This window comes from Streptomyces sp. NPDC003011 (assembly GCF_053591515.1).
On sequence record NZ_JBSFTY010000069.1, the window covers coordinates 25,314 to 45,093 of the forward strand.

15 protein-coding genes, 4 tRNA genes and 1 other RNA gene are annotated in these 19,780 nt (G+C 72.3%); 9 read left to right on the plus strand and 11 right to left on the minus strand.

Annotation, left to right across the window (positions count from 1 at the left end; all coding sequences use genetic code 11):
* Window positions 1-61: 61 nt before the first annotated feature.
* The 5 genes from ACWD0J_RS30010 to purS all read right to left on the minus strand — a co-directional run bounded on the left by ACWD0J_RS30010 (window position 62) and on the right by purS (window position 4,816).
* Window positions 62-544, minus strand: a complete 483-nt coding sequence (locus tag ACWD0J_RS30010) for an META domain-containing protein (RefSeq protein ID WP_451498981.1) — start codon at window positions 542-544, stop codon at window positions 62-64.
* 104 nt (window positions 545-648) lie between these two features.
* Complete coding sequence (locus ACWD0J_RS30015; protein WP_451498982.1) at window positions 649-1,446, minus strand: sterol carrier family protein; 798 nt, start codon at window positions 1,444-1,446, stop codon at window positions 649-651.
* 174 nt (window positions 1,447-1,620) lie between these two features.
* Window positions 1,621-3,879 carry a phosphoribosylformylglycinamidine synthase subunit PurL gene (gene purL / locus ACWD0J_RS30020; protein WP_451498983.1) on the minus strand — a complete coding sequence of 753 codons (2,259 nt, stop codon included), beginning with the start codon at window positions 3,877-3,879 and terminating at the stop codon, window positions 1,621-1,623.
* The gene (purQ, locus tag ACWD0J_RS30025) at window positions 3,876-4,556 is read right to left on the minus strand and encodes a phosphoribosylformylglycinamidine synthase subunit PurQ (protein ID WP_451498984.1); all 681 of its coding nucleotides are present in this window, start codon (window positions 4,554-4,556) and stop codon (window positions 3,876-3,878) included. Before purQ ends, purL begins: the two co-directional genes overlap by 4 nt.
* The gene (purS, locus tag ACWD0J_RS30030) at window positions 4,553-4,816 is read right to left on the minus strand and encodes a phosphoribosylformylglycinamidine synthase subunit PurS (RefSeq protein ID WP_015659417.1); all 264 of its coding nucleotides are present in this window, start codon (window positions 4,814-4,816) and stop codon (window positions 4,553-4,555) included. The genes purQ and purS overlap by 4 nt, the downstream gene beginning before the upstream one ends.
* Before the next feature lie 362 nt (window positions 4,817-5,178).
* Between purS and ACWD0J_RS30035 the strand changes: the two genes are divergently transcribed.
* The 8 genes from ACWD0J_RS30035 (at window position 5,179) to ACWD0J_RS30070 (ending at window position 10,260) form a co-directional block, all read left to right on the plus strand.
* Complete coding sequence (locus ACWD0J_RS30035; protein WP_451498985.1) at window positions 5,179-5,496, plus strand: histone-like nucleoid-structuring protein Lsr2; 318 nt, start codon at window positions 5,179-5,181, stop codon at window positions 5,494-5,496.
* Window positions 5,497-5,631: 135 nt separating this feature from the next.
* Window positions 5,632-5,703, plus strand: a tRNA-Gly gene (locus tag ACWD0J_RS30040).
* Window positions 5,704-5,783: 80 nt separating this feature from the next.
* A tRNA-Gly gene (locus tag ACWD0J_RS30045) sits at window positions 5,784-5,856 on the plus strand.
* 139 nt (window positions 5,857-5,995) lie between these two features.
* Window positions 5,996-7,075 (plus strand): ABC transporter ATP-binding protein, encoded by a 1,080-nt coding sequence (locus ACWD0J_RS30050; protein ID WP_451498986.1) that lies wholly within the window; start codon window positions 5,996-5,998, stop codon window positions 7,073-7,075.
* On the plus strand, window positions 7,072-7,848 hold the full coding sequence (locus ACWD0J_RS30055; RefSeq protein WP_451498987.1) for an ABC transporter permease: 777 nt from the start codon (window positions 7,072-7,074) through the stop codon (window positions 7,846-7,848). The genes ACWD0J_RS30050 and ACWD0J_RS30055 overlap by 4 nt, the downstream gene beginning before the upstream one ends.
* Window positions 7,849-7,880: 32 nt before the next feature.
* A complete protein-coding gene (locus ACWD0J_RS30060) occupies window positions 7,881-9,554 on the plus strand; it encodes a sensor histidine kinase (protein WP_451498992.1) in 1,674 nt (557 codons plus the stop codon).
* An 8-nt stretch (window positions 9,555-9,562) separates the two neighbouring features.
* Complete coding sequence (locus ACWD0J_RS30065) at window positions 9,563-10,165, plus strand: response regulator (protein ID WP_451498993.1); 603 nt, start codon at window positions 9,563-9,565, stop codon at window positions 10,163-10,165.
* Between the two features lie 22 nt (window positions 10,166-10,187).
* Window positions 10,188-10,260 (plus strand) — tRNA-Gly (locus ACWD0J_RS30070).
* 47 nt (window positions 10,261-10,307) lie between these two features.
* On the opposite strand, the gene ACWD0J_RS30075 is transcribed toward ACWD0J_RS30070, so the two are convergent.
* From ACWD0J_RS30075 to ffs, 6 genes are all read right to left on the minus strand, one after another.
* On the minus strand, window positions 10,308-11,207 hold the full coding sequence (locus tag ACWD0J_RS30075; protein ID WP_451498988.1) for a phosphoribosylaminoimidazolesuccinocarboxamide synthase: 900 nt from the start codon (window positions 11,205-11,207) through the stop codon (window positions 10,308-10,310).
* Between the two features lie 144 nt (window positions 11,208-11,351).
* Window positions 11,352-12,899, minus strand: coding sequence for a N,N-dimethylformamidase beta subunit family domain-containing protein (locus tag ACWD0J_RS30080; RefSeq protein ID WP_451498989.1), 1,548 nt, complete (start codon window positions 12,897-12,899; stop codon window positions 11,352-11,354).
* A 306-nt stretch (window positions 12,900-13,205) separates the two neighbouring features.
* Window positions 13,206-15,146, minus strand: coding sequence for a hypothetical protein (locus tag ACWD0J_RS30085; protein WP_451498994.1), 1,941 nt, complete (start codon window positions 15,144-15,146; stop codon window positions 13,206-13,208).
* A 354-nt stretch (window positions 15,147-15,500) separates the two neighbouring features.
* Entirely contained in the window at window positions 15,501-16,760 is a 1,260-nt protein-coding gene (gene purD, locus ACWD0J_RS30090; protein WP_451498990.1) for a phosphoribosylamine--glycine ligase, read from the minus strand.
* A 121-nt stretch (window positions 16,761-16,881) separates the two neighbouring features.
* A complete protein-coding gene (locus ACWD0J_RS30095; protein ID WP_451498991.1) occupies window positions 16,882-19,428 on the minus strand; it encodes a DNA polymerase III subunit gamma and tau in 2,547 nt (848 codons plus the stop codon).
* 55 nt (window positions 19,429-19,483) lie between these two features.
* Window positions 19,484-19,582, minus strand: an RNA gene (gene ffs, locus ACWD0J_RS30100) — signal recognition particle sRNA small type.
* A 71-nt stretch (window positions 19,583-19,653) separates the two neighbouring features.
* Between ffs and ACWD0J_RS30105 the strand changes: the two genes are divergently transcribed.
* Window positions 19,654-19,741: transfer RNA gene (locus tag ACWD0J_RS30105), tRNA-Ser, on the plus strand.
* Window positions 19,742-19,780 lie beyond the last annotated feature (39 nt).

A 19,780-nucleotide genomic window follows, 5' to 3' on the forward strand; every position in this document is an offset into this window, starting at 1 on the left:
GCAACCGAGTGTAGGCGAGATCGTGCACTGGTCCGAATTGGGGATACCGGAAACGTGTGGATCAGTCGGCCGCGACCGCGTGGACGGTCGTTGCGTTCTCGCTGGTCAGCGTGAGGGTTTCCTGATCCACCCGGTAACTGAGGGTGCTGTTGAAAAGGGTCAGCAGTGCCCTTTCGGTCTTCATGAGTGAGGTGTCGCACATCATTCGGGTGGTGGAGGGGCGGCCCAGGGTGATATGTCCGTCGCGGACCGTGGCGGTGGCGTTGACGTGGTTGCAGCCGAGCCGGCCGGCGACCTTGCCGGTCTTCCGGTCGAAGGTCAGGTGCGGCTCGCCCTGGGCGCGCTGGGCCGCGCCGTCCGCCGTGACGCGGTCGATGTTCCAGCGGACGTCGGTGACGGGCCGCTCGGCGCTCACCTCCCCGCTGCCCGCCTGCTCGCCGCTGTCCGCCTGCTCGCCGCCGCAGGCCGCCGCGAGCGGGAGGAGCGCCACGGCCGCTGTCGTGATCAGTCGCTGCTTCTTCCTCTGCTGCCTCTGCTGGTCCATGCCGCTTCGACGGAGCGAGCGGGGTGATTGGTTCCGCTCCGGTGGCGTCCGGGTGGCGTCGGGTGGCGTCCGGTGGCGTCCGGGCGGGTGGCGCGGGCAGTGCTTCAGGCCAGCAGCGGCAGCAGCGCGCCCAGATCCGCCCGCTCCCCGCTCGCGCTGACCTTCGCCTCCTCGACCGCGTCCTGCCAGCTCACCCGTCCGGTCGCGAGCCGGATCCAGGTGAGCGGGTCGGTCTCGACCACGTTGGGCGGGGTGCCGCGGGTGTGCCGGAGCCCTTCGACGCACTGCACCACGGCGTACGGCGGGATCCGCACCTCGGTGGAGCCGCCGGGCGCCTTCGCCGCGAGCGTGTCGGCGAGGAGGCGGGTGCAGGCGGCGAGCGCCTGACGGTCGTACGGGATGCCGAGGCCGGGGACGGCGGCGTTCAGGTCGTCGGTGTGGACGACGAGTTCGACGGTGCGGGTGACGAGGTAGTCGGCGAGCGGCAGGGCGCCGGCGCTGGTGGCGAGCAGCCGGGTGCCGGGGTGTGCGGCGAGGCGGGCGGTGAAGCGCTGCTCGACGTCGGCGAGGTGGGCGTCGAGGTCCGGGTTCCGTTCGGCGAGCCCACGGGCGTGGCCGGCGATGTCCGCGGCGTCGGCACCGATGGCGGCGGGCCAGTCGAGCACGGCTCCGGCCCGCCCCGCCGGCTCGGGCTCGCCGAGCAGCCGGTCGACGGCTCCGAGGGCCATCCCGATGTGCGCGACCAGGTCCCGTACCGTCCAGTCCCCGAGGCGGGTGGGCAGGACCGCCTGCTCGGGACCGAGGCCGCGGACCGCCTCGCGTACATGGCCGAACTGGGTGAGGACGGCGGTGCGGATCTTGGCGGGGTCGTAGGTGCGCGCGCGCTTCTTGGCCGGGGGCATGGCGGTCAGCCTAGGCGGCGGCTGCCCTCGCATCACAGGCGTCGGCTCAGGTCTCCCGCATGCCGTCCGCCCGTGACCTCGTCCCACGAGAAGGCCCCGCCCGGACTCCGTCCAGGAGCCGGGCGGGGGCCTTCCGTGCCGTGGGGCCGCCGTCGTGGGGCCGCCGTGGGCCGCTTACGCCAGCAGTGCCGGGATCGTCTCCTCGTGGGCCGTGCGGAGCTGCTCCAGGGGGAGCTCGAACTGGCCCTGGAGCTCGATGGTGTCCCCGTCGACGACACCGATGCGGGTGACGGGCAGGCCCCGGGCGCCGCACATGTCGTTGAAGCGGAGTTCCTCCGAGCGGGGCACGGCGACGACCGCGCGGCCGGCCGACTCCGAGAAGAGGAAGGTGAAGGCGTCGAGGCCGTCCGGTACGACCAGCCGCGCGCCCTTGCCGCCGAGCAGCGCCGACTCCACGACCGCCTGGATCAGGCCGCCGTCGGACAGGTCGTGCGCGGAGTCGATCATGCCGTCGCGGGAGGCGGAGATCAGGATCTCGGCCAGCAGCCGCTCGCGCTCCAGGTCGACCTTCGGGGGCAGCCCGCCGAGGTGGTCGTGGACGACCTGGGACCAGGCCGAGCCGCCGAACTCCTCCCGGGTGTCGCCGAGGAGGTACAGCAGCTGGCCCTCCTCCTGGAAGGCGACCGGGGTGCGGCGGGCGACGTCGTCGATGACGCCCAGGACCGCGACCACCGGGGTGGGGTGGATGGCCACCTCGCCCGTCTGGTTGTAGAGCGAGACGTTGCCGCCGGTCACCGGGGTGCCGAGCTGCTGGCAGGCGTCGGCGAGCCCGCGGATGGCCTCCGCGAACTGCCACATCACGGCCGGGTCCTCGGGGGAGCCGAAGTTCAGGCAGTCGGAGACGGCGAGCGGCTTCGCGCCGGTCGTCGCCACGTTGCGGTAGGCCTCCGAGAGCGCCAGCTGCGCGCCCGCGTACGGGTCGAGCTTGGCGTACCGGCCGTTGCCGTCGGTCGCGATGGCGACGCCGAGGCCGGTCTCCTCGTCGATGCGGATCATGCCGGAGTCCTCGGGCTGGGCGAGGACGGTGTTGCCCTGCACGAAGTGGTCGTACTGGGACGTGATCCACTTCTTGGATGCCTGGTTGGGGGAGGAGACCAGCTTCAGGACCTGGTCCTTCAGCTCCTCGCTCGTCCGCGGCCGGGGCAGCTTGTTCGCGTCGTCGGCCTGGAGGGCGTCCTGCCAGTCCGGACGGGCGTACGGGCGCTCGTAGACCGGGCCGTCGTGGGCGACCGTGCGCGGGTCGACGTCGACGATCTTGCCGCCGTGCCAGTAGATCTCCAGCCGGTCGCCGTCGGTCACCTCACCGATGACGGTGGCGATGACGTCCCACTTGTCGCAGATCTCCAGGAAGCGGTCGACCTTGCCCGGCTCGACGACCGCGCACATGCGCTCCTGCGACTCGCTCATGAGGATCTCCTCGGGCGAGAGCGTGGAGTCGCGCAGCGGTACGTCGTCCAGGGTGACGCGCATGCCGCCGGAGCCGTTGGACGCCAGCTCGCTCGTCGCGCAGGACAGGCCCGCCGCGCCGAGGTCCTGGATGCCGACGACCAGCTTCTCCTTGAACGCCTCCAGGGTGCACTCGATGAGGAGCTTCTCCTGGAAGGGGTCGCCGACCTGGACGGCGGGGCGCTTGGACGGCTTGGCGTCGTCGAAGGTCTCCGAGGCGAGGATCGACGCGCCGCCGATGCCGTCGCCGCCGGTCCGGGCGCCGTAGAGGATGACCTTGTTGCCGGCGCCGGACGCCTTCGCCAGGTGGATGTCCTCGTGCCGCATCACGCCGATGGCACCCGCGTTGACCAGCGGGTTGCCCTGGTAGCAGGCGTCGAAGACGACCTCGCCACCGATGTTGGGCAGGCCCAGGCAGTTGCCGTAACCGCCGATGCCGGCGACGACGCCGGGCAGGACGCGCTTGGTGTCGGGGTGGTCGGCCGCGCCGAAACGGAGCGGGTCCACGACGGCGACCGGGCGGGCACCCATCGCGATGATGTCGCGGACGATGCCACCGACGCCCGTGGCCGCGCCCTGGTAGGGCTCGACGTAGGAGGGGTGGTTGTGCGACTCGACCTTGAAGGTGACCGCGTAGCCCTGGCCGACGTCCACGACGCCCGCGTTCTCGCCGATGCCGACGAGCAGCGCGTCGGACTGCGGGGCCTTCTCGCCGAACTGGCGCAGGTGCACCTTCGACGACTTGTAGGAGCAGTGCTCGGACCACATGACCGAGTACATGGCGAGCTCGGCACCGGTGGGCCGGCGGCCGAGGATCTCCACGACCCGCTCGTACTCGTCCTTCTTCAGACCGAGTTCGGCCCAGGGCAGCTCGACGTCGGGGGTAGCGGCCGCGTGCTCGACCGTGTCCAGAGGCGTCCGGCTCATACGTTGACCAGCTTCTTGAGGATCGAGGTGAAGAAGGGGAGGCCGTCGGTGCGGCCAGTGCCGATGAGCGGCTCCACGGCGTGCTCCGGGTGCGGCATCAGGCCTACGACGTTGCCCGCCTCGTTGCTGATGCCGGCGATGTCGCGGAGGCTGCCGTTGGGGTTGAAGTCCAGGTAGCGGAACGCGACCCGGCCCTCGGCCTCCAGCTTGTCGAGGGTGTACTCGTCCGCGACGTACCGGCCGTCCATGTTCTTCAGCGGGATGTCGATCTCCTGGCCGGCCGTGTAGTCGGCGGTCCAGGCGGTGTCCGCGTTCTCCACCCGCAGCTTCTGGTCGCGGCAGATGAAGTGCAGGTGGTCGTTGCCGAGCATCCCGCCCGGGAGCAGGTGCGCCTCGGTGAGGATCTGGAAGCCGTTGCAGATGCCGAGGACCGGCAGTCCGGCCTTCGCCTGTTCGATGAGGGGCTCCATCACCGGCGAGAAGCGGGCGATGGCACCGGCGCGCAGATAGTCGCCGTAGGAGAAACCCCCGCACAGCACCACGGCGTCGACCTGGTGGAGGTCCTTGTCCTTGTGCCACAGGGCGACCGGCTCGGCACCCGCGAGGCGGATCGCGCGCTGGGTGTCCCGGTCGTCGAGGCTGCCCGGGAAAGTGACGACGCCAATACGAGCGGTCACTTGGCGGCCTCCGCGACTTCCTCCACCTTGACGGTGAAGTCCTCGATCACGGTGTTGGCGAGGAAGGATTCCGCAAGATCGTGGATGCGGGCGAGCGCGGCCTCGTCGACCGGGCCGTCCACTTCCAGTTCGAATCGCTTTCCCTGACGTACGTCCGAGATGCCTTCGAAACCCAGCCGCGGCAGTGCGCGCTGCACCGCCTGGCCCTGGGGGTCGAGGATCTCCGGCTTGAGCATGACGTCGACTACGACGCGTGCCACTGGCACTCCCGGTGTTGTGGTGCTGAGCAGGTTCCTGCGTGTGTCTTCAGACTACCCGCACAAAATTTCTACGCGAGTAGAGTTGGAGGAATCTACGTGACGGCTGTCACGATCCGGTATCGGTGCGGGTATCGGAGCGGGGGCTTCACGAAAAGTTCAGGGAAAGATCCCTGATCGATGCACCAGACCCATTGCGCTGGGACACGCGGACAGATTTAGTCGAGCTTCACATTGCATTGCCGGGCACTGTACAAATGAATTGGCAATAGCCGATACTTTGCCCAATAACAGGCGGACAGTCGACATCTCCCAGACGTCTTGGCACGTCATCGCAGAGGTGTCGCACGAAGGGACCGATATTCGTGGCGCAGAAGGTCGTGGTCACTCTCTTCGACGACATCGACGGCTCGGAAGCGGCGGAAACGATCGCCTTCGGACTCGACGGCAAGTCGTACGAGATCGACCTGAACCAAACCAATGCCAAGCACCTGCGCAAGGCGCTCGCGCCGTACGTGGAGGCCGGCCGCAAGCGGTCCAGGTCGGGCAAGGCGTACCAGCAGACGGAGGTCGCGCCCGACCCGGCGGCCGTCCGGGCCTGGGCACAGGCGAACAAGATGGACGTCCCGGCGCGCGGGCGCATCCCGAAGAAGGTCTACGAGGCGTTCGCCGCGGCACAGTGACAGCCGCTCCCGGCACGGGCTCAGGGTCCGTCATCGGGCCCTGAGCCCAACCGACTTGCGTTGCACCCCACCTGGTCAGCTAGAGTCTGGAGCACGCCGAGGGGCGAGGCCGAAAGGCCCGGTCCACGGAGTCACGCGGGTGTAGTTCAGTAGTAGAACATCCCCCTTCCAGGGGGAAGGCGCAGTGTGCAATTCCTGTCACCCGCTCTGCACCGCCGATCCGGCCACTGTTGTGGATCAGGTAGGCTGGTGCTCGCGCCGATCGGTGAGAGCCGGTCGGAGGCAATGCGGACGTAGCTCAGTTGGTAGAGCGCAACCTTGCCAAGGTTGAGGTCGCGAGTTCGAACCTCGTCGTCCGCTCGGTGTGAAGGCCCCGGTCCAGTGGACCGGGGCCTTTTCGTGCGCCCAGGACCAGCCCGGTCACGCGTCTGACATGTGTCATGCGCGGTGATGACAGCGCGCACTGCCGCCGGTGCCGGACCGCCGGAAGGCTGAGGGCATGGACACGAACGCACACGAACACGTGATTGAGGTCACTGACCTGAGGCGTGTGTACGGGGGCGGGTTCGAGGCGGTGCGCGGCATCACCTTCTCCGTGCGGCGCGGGGAGGTCTTCGCGCTGCTCGGCACCAACGGCGCCGGCAAGACGTCGATCGTCGAACTGCTGGAGGGCCTCGCCCGGCCGGCCGGGGGACGGGTGCGGATCCTCGGCCACGACCCCTGCGCCGAACGGGACGTCGTACGACCGCGGACCGGGGTGATGTTGCAGGAGGGCGGCTTCCCGTCGGAGCTGACCGTCGCCGAGACCGCCCGGATGTGGGCGGGCTGCGTGAGCGGGGCACGCCCGCCGCGGGAGGTGCTGGCGCTGGTCGGACTGGAGCGGCGGGCCGGCGTACGGGTGAAGCAGTTGTCGGGGGGTGAGCGGCGGCGCCTGGACCTGGCGCTGGCCCTGCTCGGCCGGCCCGAGGTGCTGTTCCTGGACGAGCCGACGACCGGCCTGGACGCCGAAGGGCGCCGGGAGACCTGGGAGTTGGTGCGCGCGCTGCGCGACGGCGGGACGACCGTGCTGTTGACCACGCACTACCTGGAGGAGGCCGAGGATCTCGCCGACCGGCTGGCGATCCTCCACGAGGGGCGCATCGCGGCCGCCGGGACCCCGGCCGAGGTGACCGCCGCGCAGCCGTCGCGGATCTCCTTCGAACTGCCCCGGGACCACTTCGTCGGGGACCTGCCCCCGCTCGGTGAGCTGGGCGTGTGCGGACACGAGGTGGCGGGACGGGTCGTACGGCTGCGGACCCGGGAACTCCAGCGGGCGGCCACCGGACTGCTGGTGTGGGCCAGGGAGGCGGGGGTGGAGCTGCGCCGGCTCGATGTGCGGTCGGCCTCGCTGGAGGAGGCGTTCCTGGGGATCGCGCGGGAGGCGGCCGGCGGGGACGGGCGGACGGGGTCCGGCGGGACCGGGCGGACAGCGGCCGGCGGGGGCGGGCGGACCGGGTCCGGCGGGGGCGCGTCGGGGGCGTCCGGTTCCTTCGCGGCGACGTCCGGATCCTTCGCGGCTGACGAGGAGCGTGCGGCATGAGCGGGGCCGTCACCACTCCGGCGGGGCGCGTGGCGGCCCTCGCGCGGGCCGAGCTGACCCTGTTCGGGCGCAGCAAGGGCATGATCGTCGCGGCCGTGTTCGTGCCGCTGCTCCTGCCGTTCACCGCGCGGTCGCTGATCGCGGACATGGACCTCGGGAACTCCGGGCTCAGCATCGGGCTGGTCCTGCTGCCCGGCGCGATCGGCTTCTCCCTGCTGTTCGCGGTGTACTCGGCGCTCATCGGCGTGCTCGTCGGGCGGCGCGAGGAACTCGTCCTGAAGCGGCTGCGCACCGGTGAGCTGCGGGACCGGGAGATCCTGGCCGGGGCCGCGCTGCCGTGCGTCGGCACGGGGCTGGTCCAGTCGCTCATCCTCGCGGCGGGCTGCGCCGTCCTGCTCGACGTGCCGGCTCCCCGGGCGCCCCATCTCGCCGTCGTCGGGCTGCTGATGGGGCTGGTGATGTGCGCGTCCCTGGGCGCCCTCACGGCGAGCTTCACCCGCACCGTGGAGAGCGCGCAGGTCACCTCGCTGCCGATGATGATGGTCTCGATGGCGGGCTCCGGGATCGCCGTACCGCTGGAACTGCTGCCCGACCGGGTGGCGACGGTGCTCGAACTGCTGCCGCTGACACCGGTGATCACGCTGGTCCGCGCGGGCTGGACGGGTGACCTCTCCGTCTACGAGGCGGTCGGTCCGGTGATGGTCGCCCTGGCCTGGACCGCGTTCGGCGTGTTTGCTGTACGGCGGTGGTTCCGCTGGGAGCCGAGGCGCTGACGGACGGCACGGACGGGGACGGGGGCACGGAGATGCGCGGGCCGGGCGGGTGGTGGCGGGGGAAGACCACGCCGGCGAAGGTGGAGACGTACACGCGATGGTCGTTCCACTCCTTCGCGGTGCTGGAGGCGGCGGCGGTCTGGCTGGCGGTCCTGGGCCAGGTGGGAGGGGTGCTCGCGGTCCTGCTGCTGGTGCCGGCCGGTGTGCACAGCGCGCTCTGCGCGGTGACCGCGTCCCGGGCGCTGGACTGGACCCGCGGCCGTCGCCCCCAGCCCGTACGGCTGCTGGGACTGCTGTCCGCCGTCACCGCGGTGGTCGCGGTCGGTGCCCTCGCCGTCGCGGAACGCGGGCCTGAGGGCGAGGGCGTCGACACCGCGGCGGGCACGCTCTACGGGCTGACGCTGACCTTCGGCGCCGGCTTCGTCTCCCTCGGGGTACGCGACCGGCGGCGCGTGTACGCGCTGGTCGCGGGCTTCGCGGCGGGCTCCGCGCTGGTGGCGTTCCCGATGGGCCTGCCCGCTCCCGCCGCGTTCGCCACGGCGTTCGCGGTGCTGCTCGGCGCCGGGGGGCTGGCCTTCACCGCCGTCTTCTCCGTCTGGCTCCTCAACGCCGTCTACGAACTCGACGCGGCCCGCGAGACCCGGGCCCGGCTCGCCGTCGCCGAGGAACGGCTGCGGTTCGGACGGGACCTACACGACGTGATGGGGCGCAACCTGGCCGTGATCGCCTTGAAGAGCGAGCTGGCCGTACAGCTGGCGCGGCGCGGGCGCGCCGAGGCCGTGGAGCAGATGATCGAGGTGCAGCGCATCGCGCGGGAGTCGCAGCGGGAGGTGCGGGATGTCGTACGGGGGTACCGCGAGGCCGACCTCGGGGTCGAACTCGCCGGAGCACACGGGGTGTTGACGGCCACGGGGATCCGGTGCGAGGTGATCGGCGTCGACGCTGCGGACGGTCAGACCGTGGGTGGTCAGACGGCGGGTGGTCGGGCCGCGGACGGTCCGGTTGCCGGCGGTCGGGCTGCGGGACTGCGACGCGAGGTGACCGGCGGCGGGGCTTCCGGGCTGCCGGCCGAGGTGCAGTCGGCGCTCGGGTGGGTGGTGCGCGAGACGACGACCAACGTGCTGCGGCACGGGGACGCCGAGTGGTGCACGGTGGCCGTACGGGTGAGGGAGGAGCGGGTGGTGCTGACGGTGGAGAACGACGGGGCGCGGGTCTCCGGCGAAACCCCCGAGACCTCTGGCGGGGGCTTGGGACGGGCGTCCGGTGAAGCCTCGGGGCGGGCCTCCGGTGGGATCCCCGGCGGGGTCCCCGGCGGGGTCCCCGGCGGATTCTCCAGTCCGGCCTCGGGCAAGGCAGCCGCGGTGTCCGGTGGGGCCTCTCGCGGCACCTCTCGTGGCGCATCTCGCGCCTCTCGTGGCGCCTTTGGTGGAAGCGGAGGGTCGGGGCTGGCCGGGCTGCGGGAACGGCTGGCCGCGGTGAACGGGACGTTGGAGGCGGGGTTCGCCGAGGGGGGCGTGTTCCGGGTGGTGGCGGAGGTGCCGTTGTTGGCGGGGGCGGGGCACGCGGGGGCGGAGCACGCGGGAGTCGCCGGGCCTGCGGGAGTGCTTGGGTCTGCGGGGGCCGGGAGCAGCGCGGTCGGCGCGGCGTACATGAGTGGCGCGGCAGGTGCGGGTCGGGTGGCGGGTGCGGAGGAGGTCGGATCGTGACGGTTCCCGTGCGGCTGCTGCTCGCTGATGACGAGCATCTGATCCGGGGGGCGCTCGCCGCGCTGCTGTCGCTGGAGAACGATCTGCTGGTCGTGGCCGAGGCGGCGACGGGGCCCGAGGCCCTGGCCATGGCGCGGGCCCACGCGCCCGACGTCGCCGTACTCGATCTGCAGATGCCCGGCGCGGACGGTGTGAAGGTCGCCACATCTCTGCGGGCCGAGCTGCCCGAGTGCCGGGTGCTGATCGTGACCAGTCATGGGCGGCCGGGGCATCTGAAGCGGGCCCTGGAGGCGGGTGTGCGCGGATTCGTCCCGAAGACCGTCAGCGCCCAGCGGCTCGCGGAGATCATCCGCACGGTGCACCACGGAAACCGCTACGTCGACCCAGAGTTGGCCGCCGACGCGATCTCAGCCGGGGACTCACCGCTGACCGCGCGGGAGGCGGAGGTGCTGGAGCTCGCCGCCGACGGAGCGCCCGTCGCGGAGATCGCCGAGCGGGCCGCGCTGTCACAGGGGACCGTACGGAACTATCTGTCGTCGGCCGTCTCCAAGCTCGGGGCGGAGAACCGGCACACGGCGGTACGCCTCGCGCGCGAGCGAGGTTGGGTATAGTTGCTCTCGCGCCACGCGCAGTGCGGACGTAGCTCAGTTGGTAGAGCGCAACCTTGCCAAGGTTGAGGTCGCGAGTTCGAACCTCGTCGTCCGCTCGTGTGAACAAGACCCCGGTCCACTGGACCGGGGTCTTTTCGTGCCGCTAGCGCCAGCTCGTGCCCGTCAGGCGCTCGAACGCCTCCACGTACCTGGCGCGGGTCGCCTCCACCACCCGGTCCGGCAGCGGCGGCGGGGGCTGCTCGCTGCCCCGGTCCCAGCCGGACTCGGAGGAGGTCAGCCAGTCGCGGACGTACTGCTTGTCGTACGACGGCTGCGCGCGGCCCGGCTGCCACTGGTCGGCCGGCCAGAAGCGGGAGGAGTCCGGGGTGAGGACCTCGTCGGCGATGACGAGCGTCTCCCCCGCGAAGCCGAACTCGAACTTCGTGTCCGCGAGGATGATCCCGCGGTCCCGGGCGATGTCGCGGGCGCGGCTGTACACGGCGAGGGTGGCCTGGCGCAGCTGGGCGGCGGTCTCGGCACCCACCTGCCGGGCGACCTCCTCGTACGACACGTTCTCGTCGTGCTCGCCGACCGCGGCCTTGGTGGCCGGGGTGAAGATCGGGCCCGGGAGTTCCGAGCCGTCGACCAAACCCTCGGGGAGGGCGAGGCCGCAGACCGTGCGGGACTCGTTGTACTCGGCCAGGCCGGAGCCGGTCAGGTAGCCGCGGGCCACGCACTCGACCGGGACCATCTGGAGCGAGGTGCACACCAGGGTGCGGCCGGCCCAGTCGGCGGGGGCGCCGGCCGGCAGTTCGGTGCTCAGGACGTGGTGGGGGACCAGGTCGGCGAGCTGGTCGAACCACCACAGGGACAGCTGCGTAAGGACGCGCCCCTTGTCGGGGATCTCGGTCGGCAGCACCCAGTCGTACGCCGACATGCGGTCGCTGGCGACCATCACGAGGTCGCCCGCCTCGTTCTGGTACAGGTCGCGCACCTTGCCGGTGTGCAGGTGCACCAGGCCCGGAACCTGAAGCGGCTCGGGCTTTTCGACGAATCCGGACACGGTTCCTCCCCGTGGTTTGTCCAAGTCACTCGATTCTCCCGTACGGGAGTCCGGCTCCGGACAGGGGGACCGGCAGAGGGACTGGCAGAGGGACTGACAGGTGGACTGGCAGAGGGACTGGCAGAGGGACTGGCAGGTGGGCGGTCAGTCTCGCTTGCAGATGCGATCCATGAGGTTCGCGGTGGCTCGCTGGACACGCTGGTCGACGTGGCCCGGGCGGTCCAGGGCCGGGGACCACGCGAACGTCCCGGATGCGAAGACCAGGGCGCCGGAGGGGGCCCGATAGAGGGAGGTCTCCTGGTGGCGGACGGTTCCTTCGGCGTCGGTGTAGGGGGAGTGGGCGAGCAGGATGCGCTCGTCGTGGTCGGGCAGCGGCACGCGGGGGAAGTAGCGGTCGGCCTCGCCCGCGACCAGGCCCCCGATCTCGTCGCCCTCGTGCGCGCCGGTCGCCTCCCACAGCCAGTGGTCGGCGTTGCGGACGATCAGCGGGCTGGGCTCGGGGACGGGGCCGGCGTACTGGATGCCGATCAGCTGCTGCTCGGGCCGGTCGATCTCGCGCCACAGCACGGGTTTGCCCGGCCCCCGGCGCTTGCGGCAGGTGAGCAGGCGGTCGGGGACGCCCGACGGAGAGGCGTTCAACTCCACCTGCCAGTACATGGTGTTGGCGGAGAGGAAGACGAGGGACGTGCCGTGGTCGCGGGCCCGCTCGGCGGTGTGGCGCATGGCCTGCGACCAGTACTCGTCGTGGCCGGGAAAGACCAGGCCCCGGTAGCGGGTGGGGTCGATGCGTCCGCCGTGCAGGTCGCGGGCGTCGGCGTAGGCGAGGTCGTAGCCGTAGCGCTCGGCCCAGCGGATGAAGTCGTAGGCGTGGCCGACGTGGAGGGGGAGGCCGGCGCCCGCGTACGGGCGGTCGAAGGAGACCGTCGTCGCCGCCTCGGACTCTCCGAGCAGACGGCCCTCCTCGTCCCAGGCGTGGTAGAGGCTGGCGCCGGTGCGGCCGTCCTCCGGGTAGAGGTTGTAGGCCTGCCAGGTGATGTCGGGCAGGAGCAGGAGCAGGTCCGCGGGATGGTCGTCCCGGATGGTGAACGGGATGTGGGAGCGGTAGCCGTCCGCGGTGGTGAGGACGGCGACGTACGCCCCGACGCTCCAGTACGACGGGATCTGCAGCCGCCAGGACAGCCACCAGTGGTGACAGGAGACCGTGCGGTCGGCGGCGAGGGGCGGCGGTTGGACGATCCCGGACAGCCGGGGGCTGGTGGTGATCTTGGCGGCGCCGTCCCCGCCGTAGTGGCCGATGCGGTAGATGTCGACGCCGAACTGCTGCGGCGGGTCGACGGTGACGTGGAAGTCCACGGCCTCGCCGGGCGTGACCGCGCCGGTGGAGGTGAAGCCCTTGATCTGGCGGTGGACGTCGTCGGCGGAGCGGGGGCCTCCGGTGGAGCGGGGGGCGGGGACGCGGTGCCGGTCCGTACGCGTACCCGTGCCCGTGCCCGTACGTGTACTGGTGCCCGCGCCGGGCGGCTGCTGGGCCGGGTCCACGTACCAGGGGACCATCTGGCCGGTGTCGTCGAAGTACGTCACGCTGCCGCGGAGCCAGGGGACGGGTCCCTGGCCGAAGGGATCCGTCACGGCGTGCGCGAGTGCTCCCGACTCCCAGCGGCGGATCTGCTCGGGTCCCGCTTTCGGTGCCATGGTCGCTTCCCTCCCTCGTGCCCCCGTATGTGCGTGTGGTGTAGGTGCGGTGTGGGTGTGGTGTGCGCGGTCTCTTCTGCCTCTGCGGTGTCTGTGCGGTCTGTGCGGTCTTCGCTGCGGGCGCTTGTCGCGTGGTGTGCGCCTGTCGTATGTCGCAAGCTCTTGCGGTGCGCGCGAAGGATTCCAGCACATCACATTCCGCATGCGAGCTGTCACTACTCGTTGCGAATTGACCGGAAGTGGAACGGGGGGATCCGCTTAAGAGGAGGGCGGGAGGCGGGGGCTGGGTCCGCGGGCGGGCGTTCGTCAGCCGAGGCGGACCGGCTTCTCCGGGCGTATGCCCGCCTCGATCAGCCAGATCCGCAGGGGTTCCGGATCACCGTCCTCGACGAGGCTCAGGACGCGGGAGGTCAGGTCGGTCGCGCGTTCGCCGTTGACCAGGAGCGACGGGCCGTCGAGCCAGTCGAGGCCGGGAGTCGCGCCGGCGTTGTCGATCGCGGCGCAGCACACCATCGCGGTGACGTGGTCGGTGAGCAGCTCGCGTCCGGTACGGGGCGGCTGCAGGGGGAAGAGCGGCAGCATGCCGTCGTCCCACAGTGCGGTGTCGGGACTGCCCTGTCCCGGGGCGGGCGGAGCCGCGTCTGCCTGCGGGGAGGCTGAGGCCTCCTCCCGGGCGAGCTCGGCACTGAGACCAGCGGCCAGGGCCGCACCGCGCTCGCTCTCGCGGGGGAGGTCGTCGTCATAGTCGTGGCCGTAGGGCCCGTGCTGTGCGGCGGCGGAGTGCTGGGGGGCGCTGTCGGGAAGGGCGGACGCGCCGGGGAGTGCCTCGTCGGATACGGCGGGGCGGTTTCGGTTTCCGTGGTCCTCGGCCTCGGCCTCGGCTTTGGCTTCGGCTTTGGTGTGCCCGGCCAAGGGGTGGGTCTCATTGGACGCGGTTTCGGTGGACGCGGTTCGGGTGCCGTCGGCCGGGGGGCTCGGGTCGGTGAGGTGGTCGATGACCCGGGCCAGGTTGGGGGCGGCGGGGGCCGGGGACGCGGGGTCGGGGGAGCGGCGGACGCCGAGGGTGTCTAGGACGCGGTGGAGACGGGCCGCGTCCGTGCGCCACTTGCGGTCGACGACCTCGTCCGGATACTCCTGCCAGTCCACCGGCGACCAGTCCGGGCCCGGCTCCGCGGGGCCGCCGTGGAAGAGACGGGCGGCGAGCAGCGAGGCCGCCTCATCCACCGCGCCGGGCTCTTCCAGCAGGTCACAGGCGGGGCGCTCGCCCAGCCGGGAGGTGAATCCCTCGGCCAGCCGGTCCCGGCGGGACAGCTCGGTCAGGGCCGCGACGACACCCGCGTCCAGCCGGGAGGGCCAGCGGCCCATGCGCCAGGCGGGCAGCGCGACCTTGGTCAGCAGCCGGTCCCAGCCCGCGTACGCGAGCCCCACCTGCTCCTGGGCGACGATCCTCAGGCCGTAATCCACAGCCTGTGCACGCTCGGCCGCCGCCGCGGCGACCCCGCGCTCCATCTCGGCGGCATGGCCGCGGCAGCTCCGCAGCAGCAGCCGGGCGACCCAGCCGACGCCCACCAGCACCGTACGGGTCAGCGGGTTCCGGCCGGGCTCCGAGGCCACGGCCACCGCCGCGTCCAGGCCCCGGACGAACCGGCGGGCGGCCGCTATGTCCGGGTGCGCCGAGGGTCCCGTACCGGCGACGACTGGGGCGAGGACCGCGCGCAGTTCGCCGACACGCATCCACCACAGGAACGGGGAGCCGATGACCAGCACCGGAGCGGCGGTGGCCCGGCGGTGGGCGCCGCGGACGCCCGCTATCTCGTCCTGGTCCTCGCGCGGGGGCGGGCCGTGGGCCCGGTGGGTGCGGTCCTCCAGCCAGCTGTCGCAGTCGGGGGTGAGCGCTATCGCGGAGGGGGCCGGAACGTCGAGCCGGTCGGCGAGGTCGCGCACCATCCGGTACAGGTCGGGCGCGGACTGCTCGGCGATCGGGACCGTCGGGCTGACGGCGGGCCGGGCGCGGGAGACGACCAGGGCGATGCCGGCGGCGGCGAGCAGCACGAGCACCGCGGCCCCGTTCACCGTCCAGCGGGCCGTGTTCCAGCCGCGGCCCACGAAGTGGTCCGTGGCACCGCCGGCCAACAGCACCACGGCGACGGCCGCGGGCAGCAGCGCCACGGCAAGCGCCCGGCTGCGGACGCGCAGCACGGCGAGTGCCCGGTGCCGCGCGGCCTGCGCTCCTGCCTCCACACCCATACCGGTCACGACCTCACCTCGCCCCCTCCCTGCTGTCCTGGCCGTCTGGCTCTCCTGGCGTTGCCCACTCCCCCACTGTGGCAGCCACCACTGACATCGCAATGCCGGTGGGCCAAGTGCCGGAACGCTTGCGCCGCACCCTAGTTGGGGCCCCGGCCCCCGTCAGCCGGATGGGGCATCGGTCACTCGATGGAATGGCTTTGGGGAAAGGTGGATGACGGAAAGCAAGGATCAGGCCCCGCATCCTGAGACGGATGCGAGGCCTGTCGGGTTGACCGGAGCCGGGCTTTTCACCCGGGTCCTCTCAGCGGCGGGACGAGCCGGGGCGTTACGCCCCCCGCCCGAGCCGGGGTGTTACGTCCCCGCCGCCCCCGCCGCCTTCGCCGCGATGTCCGTGCGGTGCTGGGAGCCGTCGAGACGGATGCGGCCGACGGCCCGGTACGCGCGCTCGCGGGCCTCCGAGAGGTCCTTGCCGGTCGCCGTCACGGACAGGACACGACCGCCCGCGCTCACGACGGCGTCACCGTCCTGCCGGGTGCCCGCGTGCAGGACGTACGCGTGCGGGGCGTCCTGGGCGGCCACCTCGTCGAGGCCGGTGATCGGGTCGCCGGTGCGCGGGGTGGCGGGGTAGTCGTGCGAGGCGATGACCACGGTGACCGCCGCGTCCTCGCTCCAGCGCAGGGGTTCCAGATAGCCGAGGTTGCTGGTGGCGGCGGCCATCAGGATGCCGGCGAGCGGGGTCTTCAGACGGGCGAGGACGACCTGGGTCTCGGGGTCGCCGAAGCGGGCGTTGAACTCGATGACCCGTACGCCGCGCGAGGTGATCGCGAGACCGGCGTAGAGCAGGCCGGAGAAGGGGGTGCCACGGCGGCGCATCTCGTCGACGGTCGGCTGCAGGACGGTCTGCATGACCTCGTCCACCAGCTTCGGGTCGGCCCACGGCAGCGGGGAGTAGGCGCCCATGCCTCCGGTGTTGGGCCCCTCGTCGCCGTCGAGCGCGCGCTTGAAGTCCTGGGCGGGCTGGAGAGGCAGAACCGTGTCGCCGTCGGTGATGGCGAAGAGGGAGACCTCGGGGCCGTCGAGGAACTCCTCGATGACCACGCGCTCACAGCCGGCCGCGTGCGCCTTGGCGGCCTCGATGTCGGCGGTGACGACGACACCCTTGCCGGCCGCGAGCCCGTCGTCCTTGACGACGTACGGGGCACCGAAGGCGTCGAGGGCCCGGGCGACCTCCTCGGCGGTCGTACACACGTACGAGCGGGCCGTGGGGACGTCGGCCGCCGCCATGACCTCCTTGGCGAATGCCTTGGAGCCCTCCAGCTGCGCGGCCTCCCCGGAGGGGCCGAAGACGGGGATGCCCGCCTCCCGCACGGCGTCGGCGACCCCGGCGACGAGCGGCGCCTCCGGGCCTACGACGACCAGGTCGGCGCCGAGTCGCACGGCCAGCGCGGAGACGGCCGCGCCGTCGAGGGCGTCGACCTGGTGCAGCTCGGCGACCTCGGCGATACCGGCGTTGCCGGGGGCGCAGTGCAGCGCGGTGACGTCGGGGTCGAGGGACAGGGAACGGCACAGGGCGTGTTCGCGAGCGCCGTTGCCGATGACGAGGACCTTCACAGGGGCCAGCCTAACGGGGTTTTTGTGCGGGGTTCCGAAGGGGTGGGGGTGGGCTGGTTGTGGGTTCCTCCGAGAGGGGCGGGTCGGAGGGTCCGGGGCCCTGACCGGTCGTCGCTACTCGTTACTCGTTGGAGAACTCCTCCACCACCGTCGCTCCCAGCTCCCGGACGATGAGTTCGTGGCCGGAGAGGGCGGACTCGTCGAGGTCGGGGTCGTCGTCCTCGGGGGTGTCGTCCTCGGGGGAGACGGGGGGCGGCGGTTCGGGGGCGGAGGGCCGGGGGGCCGGGGCAGCGCCGGCCGCGGGGGCGAATGCCGTGGCGGAGGGAGCGGATCCGGCGGGGGCGCCCGCCTGGGGGGACGCCGGGCGCTGAGGAGACGTACCGCCTCCGCCGCCGCCGGCGTAACCACCGCCACCGCCACCGCCACCGCCACCGCCGCCCGGGCCGTAGCCGGTGCCGCCGCCTCCGTTGAAGCCGGGGGATCCGCCGGGCGCCGGGGGTGCCGAGCCGCCGCCCGACGGGTCGACGATCGCCTCGACCTTCCACTGCACGTGGAACTGCTCGGCCAGCGCCTGGCGCAGTACGTCCTCGCTGCCGCTGCTCAGGAAGTTGTCACGGGCGCCGGCGTTGACGAAGCCGAGCTGGAGTGTCGTGCCGTCGAAGCCGGTCACCTGGGCGTTCTGGCTGAGCAGGATCCAGGTGAAGCGGCGGCGGTTCTTGACCGCTTCGAGGATGTTCGGCCAGAGCATGCGGGGGTCGAGGCCGCCGGCCGGGGGCGTGTACGCGGCAGGGGCACCGGGGGGCGGTGCGGTCTGGGGGGTGGGTGCGGGCGCGGATGCCGGTGCGGGCGGTGGGCTCGGTGCCGGTGAGGGGCGGACGCCGCCCGCGGAGGCGGGGGTGGGCCAGCCACCGGGGCGTCGGGCACCGCCTGCGGGAGCCGCGGTGGGCCAGGCGCCGGGGGCAGGCGCGGTGGGAGCGGCGGGGGCGGGAGCGGATGCCGTAGGGGACGGGTGCGGTTGCTCGGACGGGTGCGGCTGCTCGGGCTGTCCGCCGCCAGGGTGACCGGGTGCCGGACGGGTGGATGCCGGACCGGTGGATGCCGGACCGGTGGATGCGGCCGTATTCGCGGCTGCGGCCGGTCCCGGTCCCCGTCCCGGTCCCGGTCCCGCGACGGCGGCCGGCCCGACGCCCGATGCGGCTGCCTGGTCGGCGGCGGCACCGGGGCCCGAGACGTCGTAGCCCGGAGCAACGCCGCCCTGGCCGGCCGCAGGGGCCGCGTGCCCCACCGGCGCGGCGGCACCGGCCCCGGCCGGCATGCCACTCGCCGGCGTACCACCGGCCGGCCCGCCCGAAGCTCGGACGGCGGCCCGCACCGCGGCGGGACCGGTGCCCGTGGGGACCGGCGGTGCCGGTGTGCCCACCGCGCCCGCGCCCGTGCCGGCGCCCGCTCCCCCGTGAGCCTCCGGACCCGGCACGTACCCCATCGCGGGAGCGCCGCCCGCGGAGAAGTGCACGCCCCGCTCGATGCGGTCGAGGCGGGCCATGACCGACCGCTCGTCGCCGTACGCGGCGGGCAGCAGCACGCGCGCGCAGATGAGCTCCAGCTGGAGGCGGGGCGAGTTGGCGCCCCGCATGTCGGTGAGCCCCTGGTTGACGAGGTCGGCGGCGCGGCTCAGCTCGGCGGCGCCGAAGGTGCCGGCCTGGGCTTGCATCCGTTCGATGACGTCGACGGGGGCGTCGATGAGCCCCTTCTCGGCGGCGTCCGGCACGGCGGCGAGGATCACCAGATCCCGGAGCCGCTCCAGCAGGTCGGCGACGAACCGCCGGGGGTCGCTACCGCCCTCGATGATCCGGTCGACGACCTCGAAGGCGGCGGCGCCGTCACCGGTGGCGAAGGCCTCGACGACGGAGTCGAGGAGCGAGCTGTCGGTGTACCCGAGCAGGGAGGTCGCCATGGCGTACGTCACGCCGTCCTCCCGCGCGCTGGCCAGCAGCTGGTCCATGACGGACATGGAGTCACGCACGGAGCCCGCGCCCGCGCGCACCACCAGCGGCAGTACGCCCTCCTCGACGGGGATGTTCTCGCGCCCGCAGACCTCGGCGAGGTAGTCGCGCAGGGTCCCGGGCGGCACCAGCCGGAAGGGGTAGTGGTGCGTCCGCGACCGGATGGTCCCGATGACCTTCTCGGGCTCGGTGGTCGCGAAGATGAACTTCAGATGCTCCGGCGGCTCCTCGACGACCTTCAGCAGCGCGTTGAAGCCGGCTGACGTGACCATGTGGGCCTCGTCGATGATGTAGATCTTGTAACGGCTGCCCGCAGGCCCGAAGAACGCCTTCTCCCGCAGGTCACGGGCGTCGTCCACACCACCGTGCGAAGCGGCGTCGATCTCGATGACGTCGATGGAGCCAGGGCCGTTCCGCGCCAGGTCCTGGCAGGACTGGCACTCCCCGCACGGCGTCGGCGTCGGCCCCTGCTCGCAGTTCAGGCACCGCGCCAGGATCCGCGCGCTGGTCGTCTTCCCGCACCCGCGCGGACCGCTGAACAGGTACGCGTGGTTGACCCGGTTGTTCCGCAGCGCCTGCTGCAGCGGGTCAGTGACATGCTCCTGTCCGATGACCTCGGCGAACGACTCCGGGCGATAGCGGCGGTACAACGCGAGAGACGACACGCCTACGAGGTTATAGGCGCCCACCGACAACCAGCCCCGCCCGAGCCCGCCCGGGAACGCGAACGCCCCCCACGCACCCGCCAGAGCCGACCTACCCTTGCTGCCTTCCGGCCCTGGGGGAGTTCAGTCAGATAGCGCCGCGTGAGGGGCTGCGCCAAGGCTACAGGATCTGAGCGGGGGGAACGAGTTCGCGAGCACTCCTCAACGTCTTGTATTGTTTGCCGCGGAGGATTCGCCTAGTGGCCTAGGGCGCACGCTTGGAAAGCGTGTTGGGGGCAACCCCTCACGAGTTCGAATCTCGTATCCTCCGCCAGTGCCTCACCGGGCACGATGTCGAAGGGCCCCACCGTTC

Excerpts from the sequence above, each read along its gene's own strand:
- ACWD0J_RS30010 (WP_451498981.1), bottom strand. The coding sequence starts at position 544 with ATGGACCAGCAGAGGCAGCAGAGGAAGAAGCAGCGACTGATCACGACA.
- ACWD0J_RS30015 (WP_451498982.1), bottom strand. The coding sequence starts at position 1,446 with ATGCCCCCGGCCAAGAAGCGCGCGCGCACCTACGACCCCGCCAAGATC.
- purL (WP_451498983.1), bottom strand. The coding sequence starts at position 3,879 with ATGAGCCGGACGCCTCTGGACACGGTCGAGCACGCGGCCGCTACCCCC.
- ACWD0J_RS30050 (WP_451498986.1), top strand. The coding sequence starts at position 5,996 with ATGGACACGAACGCACACGAACACGTGATTGAGGTCACTGACCTGAGG.
- ACWD0J_RS30055 (WP_451498987.1), top strand. The coding sequence starts at position 7,072 with ATGAGCGGGGCCGTCACCACTCCGGCGGGGCGCGTGGCGGCCCTCGCG.
- ACWD0J_RS30060 (WP_451498992.1), top strand. The coding sequence starts at position 7,881 with ATGCGCGGGCCGGGCGGGTGGTGGCGGGGGAAGACCACGCCGGCGAAG.
- ACWD0J_RS30080 (WP_451498989.1), bottom strand. The coding sequence starts at position 12,899 with ATGGCACCGAAAGCGGGACCCGAGCAGATCCGCCGCTGGGAGTCGGGA.
- ACWD0J_RS30085 (WP_451498994.1), bottom strand. The coding sequence starts at position 15,146 with ATGGGTGTGGAGGCAGGAGCGCAGGCCGCGCGGCACCGGGCACTCGCC.